Source organism: Dactylosporangium maewongense, from assembly GCF_039531485.1.
GTDB classification, from domain to species: domain Bacteria; phylum Actinomycetota; class Actinomycetes; order Mycobacteriales; family Micromonosporaceae; genus Dactylosporangium; species Dactylosporangium maewongense.
In genome coordinates, this window is the sequence record NZ_BAAAQD010000037.1 from 17642 (window position 1) to 27295 (window position 9654).

General features: G+C 66.8%; 12 protein-coding genes. 10 read left to right on the plus strand and 2 right to left on the minus strand.

Annotated elements, in window-relative coordinates:
* Positions 1-103: 103 nt before the first annotated feature.
* Entirely contained in the window at positions 104-334 is a 231-nt protein-coding gene (locus ABD332_RS52010) for a hypothetical protein (protein WP_344513329.1), read from the minus strand.
* Between ABD332_RS52010 and ABD332_RS52015 the strand changes: the two genes are divergently transcribed.
* Positions 282-1019: an amino acid permease gene (locus ABD332_RS52015; protein ID WP_344513319.1), complete on the plus strand. Its 738-nt coding sequence runs from the start codon at positions 282-284 to the stop codon at positions 1017-1019. The two genes, ABD332_RS52010 and ABD332_RS52015, sit on opposite strands and share 53 nt — an antisense overlap.
* A complete protein-coding gene (locus ABD332_RS52020) occupies positions 943-1482 on the plus strand; it encodes a pyridoxal-dependent decarboxylase (protein ID WP_344513171.1) in 540 nt (179 codons plus the stop codon). Before ABD332_RS52015 ends, ABD332_RS52020 begins: the two co-directional genes overlap by 77 nt.
* Before the next feature lie 951 nt (positions 1483-2433).
* Here the strand turns inward: ABD332_RS52020 and ABD332_RS52025 are convergent.
* Entirely contained in the window at positions 2434-3006 is a 573-nt protein-coding gene (locus tag ABD332_RS52025; RefSeq protein ID WP_344513173.1) for a CGNR zinc finger domain-containing protein, read from the minus strand.
* Positions 3007-3065: 59 nt separating this feature from the next.
* Here ABD332_RS52025 and ABD332_RS52030 point away from each other — a divergent pair, with 59 nt between their 5' ends.
* From ABD332_RS52030 to tnpC, 8 genes are all read left to right on the plus strand, one after another.
* Positions 3066-3989 (plus strand): NAD(P)-dependent oxidoreductase, encoded by a 924-nt coding sequence (locus tag ABD332_RS52030; protein WP_344513175.1) that lies wholly within the window; start codon positions 3066-3068, stop codon positions 3987-3989.
* A gap of 410 nt (positions 3990-4399) precedes the next feature.
* Positions 4400-5863, plus strand: a complete 1464-nt coding sequence (locus tag ABD332_RS52035; RefSeq protein ID WP_344513177.1) for a cytosine permease — start codon at positions 4400-4402, stop codon at positions 5861-5863.
* A 29-nt stretch (positions 5864-5892) separates the two neighbouring features.
* Positions 5893-6246 carry a hypothetical protein gene (locus ABD332_RS52040; protein ID WP_344513179.1) on the plus strand — a complete coding sequence of 118 codons (354 nt, stop codon included), beginning with the start codon at positions 5893-5895 and terminating at the stop codon, positions 6244-6246.
* Positions 6247-6248: 2 nt separating this feature from the next.
* Entirely contained in the window at positions 6249-6722 is a 474-nt protein-coding gene (locus tag ABD332_RS52045; protein ID WP_344513181.1) for a DoxX family membrane protein, read from the plus strand.
* 63 nt (positions 6723-6785) lie between these two features.
* Positions 6786-7535 (plus strand): sulfite exporter TauE/SafE family protein, encoded by a 750-nt coding sequence (locus ABD332_RS52050; RefSeq protein WP_344513183.1) that lies wholly within the window; start codon positions 6786-6788, stop codon positions 7533-7535.
* Positions 7536-7637: 102 nt separating this feature from the next.
* Positions 7638-7811 carry a hypothetical protein gene (locus ABD332_RS52055; protein WP_344513185.1) on the plus strand — a complete coding sequence of 58 codons (174 nt, stop codon included), beginning with the start codon at positions 7638-7640 and terminating at the stop codon, positions 7809-7811.
* 4 nt (positions 7812-7815) lie between these two features.
* Positions 7816-8010 (plus strand): hypothetical protein, encoded by a 195-nt coding sequence (locus ABD332_RS52060; RefSeq protein ID WP_344513187.1) that lies wholly within the window; start codon positions 7816-7818, stop codon positions 8008-8010.
* Positions 8011-8130: 120 nt separating this feature from the next.
* On the plus strand, positions 8131-9606 hold the full coding sequence (gene tnpC, locus ABD332_RS52065; RefSeq protein WP_344513189.1) for an IS66 family transposase: 1476 nt from the start codon (positions 8131-8133) through the stop codon (positions 9604-9606).
* The last annotated feature ends 48 nt before the right edge of the window (positions 9607-9654 follow it).

Here is a 9654-nt window from a genome sequence, read left to right on the forward strand (position 1 = left end):
GCCTGGAGAACGGCGCCCACCGAGGCGACACTCGGCACCACCGGCCGCCCACCGCCGAAAACCAACACCCACCACCCGCAGCCATCCACATACGTCAACGTATTCAAGATCCTGAAACGTCGAGGTATAACGCGATCGAGATCAGCCTGTTCGGGTTGGTCGGCGTGACCCTGGCCGGGCTGGCCGGTGGGTCGTGGCTGGTGTGGGCCGGGGTGGCGTGGGCGTTGATCGCGGTGGCCGGGGTGCTCAACGTGGCGTTGAACACGTGGATCGTGGCGGTGGTGTTGTGCGCGGAGTTGGGCACGATCGGCGCGTTCGTCCTGGCCGCGTTCACCCATCCTGCCCCGGGCGGTGTCACGGTCGCGCCGATGACGGCGGGCGCGGTGTGGCACGGCGGGTTTGGTGGGGTGCTGACGTTCGCGGTGGCGGCGTTCGTGGGGTTCGAGACCGCGCCGGTGTTCAGTGAGGAGGCGAAGCACCCGCGGAGTGTGATGCGGGCGACGGTGGGTGTGCTGGCGTTCCTGCTGGCGTTCTACTGTGTGGCGGCGTGGGCGATCCCGGTGGCGGTCGGCGCTGACCGGGTGGTGGCCGTGGCCGGTGATCCTGAGTCGGGGTTGCCGTTCGTGGTCCTCGATCGGGCGTACGGGTGGGGGTTGAGCCTCCTAGCCTCGATGCTGCTGGTCACGTCGGTTTTGACCGCGATGTTGTCGTTTCACGGCACGGTGGCCCGCTACGTGTATGCGATGGCGCGGGAGCGGGTGTTGCCGGGCTGGCTGGCGGTGGTGGGTACCGCCGCTCGGGCGGGTGCGCCGGTCGGTGGGTCGCTGACCCAATCGGCGGTGGCGTTGGCGGTGCTGGCGGTGGTCGCGGTGACCGGCGCGGACCCGATCGGGGTGCTGTTCACCTGGCTTGAAGGTCCATGCCGCGCTCGACACGGCGGGCGTGCCGGTCGAGCTGCGGTGGGTCCACGCCGATGCGGCGCTCGCCGGGATCCCCCTCGGCCTGCTCGACCCCGCTGACCGGCCCGGGTTCGATTTCGGTGACGGCGCCACCTCGATCGTGGTCTCTGGGCACAAGTTTCTCGGGGTCCCCGCACCGTGCGCCGTGCTGATCGTCCGCGATTCCGCGCGCCCCCGCCACCACACCGGCCACGATGCTGGTCACGGTCCCGGAGGGGATGCCGTCTACGGCCGGCACATCGACTATGTCGGCAGCCTGGACACGACGGTGAGTGGTTCCCGGTCCGGACACATGGCGCTGATGGCTTGGTGGGCGCTGCAAACCTGGGGTCTGGACGGGCTGCGCCGCCGCGCGGAGCAGGCGCGGGAGCTGGCCGCCGCCACGACCCAGCGGCTGGACGATATCGGCTGGCGGGCGTGGCGGCATCCCCTCGCGCTCACCGTGGTCCTGGACCAGCCACCCGGTTTCGGGATCACACGCTCCCGCACCGGCAACGGCCGGAACACACCCGTCCTGAGCTGAGTGCACAGATCGTCCAGGAACCCGGGAACACCCACCCGCTCCTCGACGTCGGCGACCGTCAAGCCGTCCACGCCAGCGGTGCGGGCACCCTGGTTGCCAGCGACCCGGTCGAACGCCACCAACAGCGTCGCCGGGTCGTACACGAAGTTGAACAGATCATCGAACCGGCGGCCGAGATCGGCCACCGCCCAACGGTGAAGCTTGGCCTGCATCTCCGATACCCGCCGGCGGCCCCAGCGGGGCCACCTCCAGCGGAGCGCCGCTATTCAACGATGCGTCTTCCGGCATTGCAGCCTCCGCCCTCCTCGATACCGCTGCCGTCCTTCCCCATGTGCCGGGCTTCCCCGACTCGGAGTACTACGACGGCTCCGCCCCACCCCACCGGTTCGACGGTCGGTGCGCCTATCCCGAACGGCCGGCTGGACGCCTACCGCCCGGGAACCGCGACAGGGTGGTTCCCGTGTTCACTGTGGTTCGCTCAGCGAAGGAGGAGCCCGACTGTGTCCCAGCGACATCGCCATGGGTACGCCGCAGACCTTCCCCATGGCCTCCCCGGACAGCTAATAAAGACCATCCGACGAGTTCCCCACCACAACGGCAAACAGCAGGGACGCACCGCGTCCGGCCCAGATCCGCCAGGTTCGAGCCGGTGTCAAGATTGAAGGACGTAACAACGCCGGTTCCTCGCGTACTCCTCTTCGCCACGCTTGCCGGACCCACACCATCTGGCAGTGCTGATGCGTCCCGGCGTTGTCAGAGCTGCTCCCACCCTCCCCGGCACCACCCGGATCAGGCTGCCCTCAGCTTCGATCGCCTGCTGCGACAGACGAAAGGCGGCGGTCTCTCACCCCCACTCGAACCAACAGCGCCTCACGGCGCAATCACCAGGCTTGACACGTTCCGCCATCCTCGCCCGACGAATCAGTCCGATACACCCCCGCCCGGAAAGATTCACGCATGACCTGTGGAATCTGATGCAGTCAGCGCACGACCGTGCCGGAGAATCAGCTTCTTGTTCCGGTTACCGCAGAAGTTCATTGAACACCAACGCCGGTTTCCCGCCCGACTGCCGTCCAGGAACAGCCCCCGGCATGCCGGATTCTCACACGCTTTGATGCGATCTCGATGAGCAGCGAAATACTCGATGGCATCCTCGGCCAGTACCCCCAGCCCGTCAGCGACGGTGAATCCACCTTCTGTGGCCCATCGCCGTTCACCGGTGACGTCAAGCCACCGCCTCGCCCGTCCGGCCATCGCCGCCGCATTGATGAGCGCCGTATCCGAGGACGCGGGCGCCCCGTCCTCGGCAAGCGCGGTCCCAACTCGATGGATGGCCTCACGCAGCTTCCTGGCCTCAGGCAGGTCATAGTCGGCCACGGCCTCAACCGGAAGCCCATGCAGGCCGAACCACTCGCGCAAGTCCCCTGGCTGCTCAAGCAGCTCCCGCGGACGCCCAAAGCGATCGATCTTGGTAGCAGCGAATCGAAAGCTCAGGACGTCATTGTCGAGCCGGTACCGGGACATGAGAACCAGTCTAGTCGGTGCCACCGTCTTCACTCGCCCTCACGCATGCATCTGGTAATGTGGAACCCCTTCAGCCAGTTCCAAGAAAGGACAACGGAAGCCGTCATGACCTCTCGCCCCGCCGTCGCCGTGCTCGGGACGGGCATCATCGGATCACCCATCGCCCGGAACTGGATGCCGCCGGATACCCCGTGCGTGTCTGGAACCGCAACATCGAGAGGGCGAAGGACGCGGCAACGGGATCCCGCATCACCGTGTGCGACACTCCTCGGGACGCGGTCACCGGCGCGGACATCGTCGTCACCGTCCTCACCGACGCCCGGGCCACGGAGGCGGTGATGGACCAGGCAGCGGCAGGGGTCCGGCCGGGCCTGCTGTGGCTCCAGCTGGGAACCGTTGGAGCCGCCATTGCCGGTCTGTCCGAGTGGGCCTCCCGGTACGGTGTAACGCTCGTCGACGCTCCGGTCCAGGGGAGCAGGCAGCCGGCGGAGCAGGGAAAGCTTGTCGTCATCGCCTCCGGACCTGACTCTGCTCACGTGGCCGCACAGGCCGTGTTCGACACGATCGGCAGCCGTACCCTCTGGGTCGGCGACACCCCCGGCACCGCGAGCCGCCTCAAGCTGGCGCTCAGCGTCTGGGTGGCGGCGCTCACCCATGGCATCGCCGAGAGCCTCGCCGTCGCACGCAGTCTCGGCGTCGCCCCGGCCCTGGTTCTCGACGTCGTCAGCGACGGCCCGATGGACAGCGGGTTCTTTCAGGCCAAGGCCGCCGCCATACTCGACGACGACTACGACGCGTCTTTCACCGTCGCCAACGCCGTCAAGGACACGAAGCTGGTGCTCGACGCCGTCCGCGACGCCGTGCCCCTCGACCTCTCTCGCGCGGCCCTGCGGAGATGGTCGCTGGCCGCAGAACAGGGATATGGGGACAAGGACATGATCGCATCCCACCTTGCGCAGACTCAGCCTCAGACAACGCTCTGACATGCTTGGTCGGTGACGGGGCCGCCCGCGGCCCCGTCACCGAAGCGCCGATCACGATGCCGAGTGCCGCCGCCACGCCATCGACGCGTTCGATCGGCTCAACAAAGACTCCGTGGACTCTGCACACGCCAGCGCGCTGGCCGTCCCGCATCCTCAGGACCCTCGAGGATCTCACTGCCGGGAGGCTCTACGAATTCGCCTTCTTCGGCGCCGCGATCCGCCTTCAGGGCGCCACGGTGGCCCCCATCAGACCTGTCGCGATGCCGCTTCGCCCCTGACTGCTCCCCCAGCCAAGACCAACCTTCGGAACAGGGGATTTACATCTCCTTAACGCCCCCTTAGCATTGGAACCGTCTTAGACGGTTCCAACTCCCTACGGCTTCAGCCTCGGCACGCTGGAGGAACCTGCCATGAATCACTCGATCAGGCTCTACAACTCCGACCTAGCCCCCGCCGCCGACCGGCGGTGGGGCACCTACAGCATCGCCTCCATCTGGTTCGCCTGCCTGCACAACATGGGCGTCTACACAGCGGCGGCCGGCTTCTTCCTCCTCGGGGTCCCCATCTGGCAGGTTCTCATCGGAATCTTCCTCGGCCTGCTCCTGACCTGGGCCGGAGCGGAACTCATGGGTAGATTCGGTTTCCGGGAGGGCGTCCCACTGCCAGTCGCCGCGCGTGTCGGCTTCGGCGTCTTCGGCGCGAACATCCCCGCCCTCGTCCGTGGCGGCGCGGCCGTCGCCTGGTACGGCATCCAGACGTTCCTCGCCTCCCACGCCGTCCAGATCCTCGTCCTCCTCCTGGTTCCCAGTGCCAAGGCACTCGACCATGGCCACGGGTTCCTCGGCCTCTCACCGCTCGGCTGGCTGTGTTTCCTGTTCATATGGGGCGTCCAGCTCTTCATCGCCGAACACGGCATGGAAGCGATCAGGAAGACCCAGAACTGGGCGGGCGCGGTCGTGTCGATCGTGATGATCAGTCTGGCCGTCGGACTCACCGCGAAGGCCGGATTCCACCTGGACTACGGAGACCACACCGCCTCGGGGTTCTCGTCCGGAGCCGCCGGCGCCATCGTCAAGATCGGCACTCTTTTGTTCGTCGTCTACGCGACGATGATCTTGAACTTCTGTGACTTCACGCGCTTCTCCCCCACCCGGCGCTCCTACTTCTGGGGAAACTTCTTCGGGCTTCCAGTCAGCGGCATGGTCTTCGCCGTCACCGTTCTCCTGCTCACCGGCGCCAGCTACAAGCTGGCGGGCAAAGCACTGACCGAGCCAACCGACTTCCTCCAGCTCACCCACAACCGATGGTTGGTGGGCATCGGCGCGGTGCTCTTCATCTTCGCCACCCTCGGTGTCAACATCATCGCCAACCTCGTCTCCCCGGCCTTCGACCTGGCGAACGTCAACCCCGCTCGGATCACCTTCCGCCGCGGCGCACTCATCGCCAGCGCCGTCTGCGTGGTCGTGATGCCGTGGAAGCTCTTCGCCTCCCCTGTCGCCATCAACTACTTCCTGGGCTCTTTGGGGGCCATGCTCGGCCCGATGTTCGGCGTCATCGTGGCCGACTACTACCTGCTGCAGCGCCAACGCGTCGACGTCGATGGGCTCTACAGCACCGACAGGACCGGACCGTACTTCTACTCGCGAGGGTTCAACTGGCGTGCGATCGCCGCAGCACTGATCGGAGTCGCTGTCAGCGTCCCACTGGCGGTGGTTCCCGACTTCGCGGCGTGGAGCTGGGTCGCCTGGTACGCCGGCACGGCCGCCGCCGCAATCAGCCACGTCGTCCTCACCAAAACCCTCCCAGGGGGCACTCGCGTCTCCCCGTCCACGCCCTCCCCCGCGTCCGCCGGGCTCGACATCGCCCGCGGCTGATATCCGATCAACGGAGCAGGAGCATAGAAATGTCGTTCGAACGGCACAGATTCGACCACATAGGGATTCCCACCACGGAAACCCACGAGGGCGAGGTCTTCGTAGAGACCACTCGGGTGTGGCTCACCAGCCCGCGTTCACACCCCGCCAACATCGAGTGGCTCAGGTACGAGCCGGACACACCCGTGCCCGCGCCGGTCCGCGACCTCCCGCACGTCGCCTACCGCGTGGACGACATCCGAGAAGCCCTCAAAGGACATGAAGTCCTCATGGATGTGTTCGAGATCGGTGAAGGGTTCGCACAGATCGCCTTCATCCTGTTCGAGGGCGCGGTCGTGGAGTTCATGCAGTACCGGAATCCCGAAGAGACGGGCTGGATCTGAACATGAGATCCACCAGGTCCGGCATCGGCGGACTCGCACGACTGAGCGACGTGGCACTGTCCGCGATCTTCATCCACGCCGGATACCGCGTCGCCAGCCGCCCAGCTGGACTGGCCAAGAAGCTGGACGCGTTCACACGCCGCTACTTGGGATTCGAGATTCCGAACTCAGCGGCGCTCGTACGACTGAACGCGGCGGCGATGGTTGCGGGGGGCGCGGCGCTCGCGCTCGGTGTGTGGCCCCGAAGTGCCGCCGCCGCCCTGGCGCTCAGCCTCCAGCCGACCAACGTCGTCGGCCATCCGTTCTGGGAGTCGGAGGGCGCCGAAAGGACAAGCGAGCTCAACGCCTTCCTCTCCAACATGGCCATCACCGGCGGACTGATCATGGTGGCTACACGGGACCTGCAGAGGTGCGGACGTGCCGCATCCGGGCCCAGCCGGTGGGCAAGGTCGCCTGGAACCGAGTGGGAGGCTTGATATGCAATGCATGCAATACATACTTGGTGCACACAAATGTCGGCCTTGGTGGAAGGGGGAGTGATGCTGAGTGCCCCGCAGCTGGCAGTGCTGGCCGTTGCGGGCTTCCTGTCCGGCGCGGTGAACGGGGTCGTCGGTGGCGGCTCCCTGATCTCCTTCCCCGCTCTGCTGGCCGTCGGCTACTCACCGGTGGCCGCCAACGTCACCAGCGCCCTGACGACGCTGCCCGGCTATGCGGGCGGGCTCGTCGGCTACCGCGATGAGCTGGGCGCGATCCGCGGCCGTCTGATGCGGCTCGCGGCGGTCACCGTCGCGGGCGCGGCATGCGGTTCGGCCCTCCTACTCGCCGTACCGGCGAAGCGTTTCACCTCCGTCGTCCCGTTCCTCGTCCTCGCGTCCGTGATCGCCATGGCCCTGCAGGGAGTACTGGCCCGGCGGCTCGTACGGGCCAGGGAGTCCGGAGGAGGGCGTGGTCTGTTCGTCGCCCAGTTCGTGGTCTCGGCGTACGGCGGCTACTTCGCCGCGGGGCTGGGCGTGATGATGCTCGCGGCCCTTGGGGCCTTCGTGGCCGAGGACCTGCACCGGCTCAACGCCCTCAAGAGCGCCCTGTCGTTGGTCGTCGGGCTGGTCTCGGCGCTGTGCTTTGCGGTCTTCGGTCCCGTGCAGTGGGGACCCGTCGCCATCATGTCGGTCGCCGGTCTGGCCGGGGGCCGAAGTGGCGTGGTCCTCGCCAGACGGGTGCCGTCGCACCACCTCCGGCGACTCGTCGTCGCCATCGGTCTCGTCCTGTCCGCAGCCTTCTTCTTGAGGTAACCCATGCCTCCCTGAACGAACCGACCTCCTCATCGCGGCACACATCTCAAGTCCGTCGACCGCGAGAGCGTCAGTCGGGCGGCAGGACCCTTCGCCACCTGCGTGTACATCGCCGCCAGCGTCGCCGGCCTCGTGTTCAGCCACCTGATCGCGACCGCGGGCTGGACCACGGCGGCGATGATCCAGATCGTCGGCCTCTCGACGCTCGGCGCCGTCCTGGTCCTCGCCCTGCGCCCACACCTGTTCGGCACCATCGAAACATCCCAGGAGAACTGATCCCATGGCCATCACTCCGCTCTGGCAGATCCCCCACGCGACCCTTCCCGTGGTCGGCAGACTCGAGTCGTTTCCGATCCGCCGGGTCTACTGCGTCGGGCGCAACTACGTCGACCACATCCGTGAAATGGCGGAGGGCAGCGAGCGCGACGATCCGTTCTTCTTCCAGAAGCCGTCGAACGCGGTCGTCCCGGAGTAAACATTCACGGCATTCGCCGTGGGCTGCCGTGCGTGCCCTGGCTGTAGTTGGCGGCGGGGCGTTGCGACACGCCGTTGGCGGTGACGTGGGTGGGCAGGGCTGGTGTGTTGGAATCTTCGGGTGTCGGAGATCGACGATTTGTCGCGTGGTGAGCTGATCGCGCTCGCCCGGCGGCTGTTCGTCGAGGTGCAGGATCTGACCCGGGTCAACGCGGAGTTGGTCGCGGCGAACGCGGCGTTGACTGATCGGGTGGCACGGTTGGAACACATCGTCAGCCGCAACAGCGGGAATTCGGGGACGCCGCCGTCGAAGGACGACGATCTGGGCCGGACGCCGCCGGCCGATGATCCAGCTGCCGGTAGTGGTGGGCTGCCGCGCAAGCGAGGCAAGCGTAAAGGTGCGCCAGGGGCGTATCTGGCCTGGTCACCGGATCCGAACGAGACTCTGGACCACTTCCCGCAAGGAGTGTGCGGGTGCGGGTCGGACCTGGGTGAGGCCGTGGATCTGGGGGTATACGCCGCGCATCAGCAGGTCGATGTCCCGTTGATGGCGGCGACGGTGACGCAACACGACCGGCACGCGGTGCGCTGCGGGTGCGGGAAGGTGCACGTCGCTGCCCGTCCCGGGGATGTCGCGGACACGTCGGTGTCGTTCGGGCCGAATCTGGTGTCCTGGTGCGTGTATCTGATGGTCGCCCACGCGATCCCGGTGGCCCGGTGCGCTGATCTGGTGGCGGCGTTGACCGGGACCCGCCCGTCGGACGGGTTCGTCCACTCGCTGCTCGGCCGGGCCGCTACGGCGGTGGCCGGGACGAACCGGATGATCCGCACACTGATCACCCTGGCGCACGTGGTGTCCTGCGACGAGACCCCGATCCGGGTCGGCCCTCGCAAGGTCAAGAAACACCTGTTGGTGGCCTGCACCCGGATCTACACCTGGTACCTGCTCGGCGATCGCAGCCTGGACACGTTCGAGGTGTTCGTCCTACCCGACCTGACCGGCGTCGTCGTTCATGACCGTTACCAGAACTACGACGCGGAGATCTTCGGCCACCTGGTCCATCAACTGTGCACAGCGCACCTGATCAGGGACTGCACCGACGCCGCGGAGACGTACCCCGACGCGCACTGGCCGACCCAGATCCGTGAAGCCTTGCAAGCTCTGATCCACGCGGCGAACCTCGCCCGCGAGCAGAACCTACCGGCGATCCCGGCGCACATCGCGGATCCGCTGATCAGCGCCTACCGCCACGGGGTCCGGATCGGACTCAAAGAGGTCGGTCGAGTGCCCGGCCGCAAACAGCCGAAACACCGAGCGTTGCTGGAAGATCTCCGCGACCGCGAGGACGACGTCCTGCGTTTCACCACCGATCTGCGGATCCCCCCGACCTCGAACCAGGCCGAACGCGACCTACGACCGGCGAAAACCCAGCAAAAGATCTCCGGGCGACTCACCAGCGATACCGTCACCGAAAACCGATACGCGATCCGCGGGTACATCTCCACCGTGAGCAAACACGGTGCAGACGTCATAGCTGCGATCCGCGACGCGATCCTCGGCCGACCGTGGATACCACCCGCCTGGGCACCCAGCTAAACCGTCACAAGTAACGACCGCCACCATCCATCACACACAGCCACCAAC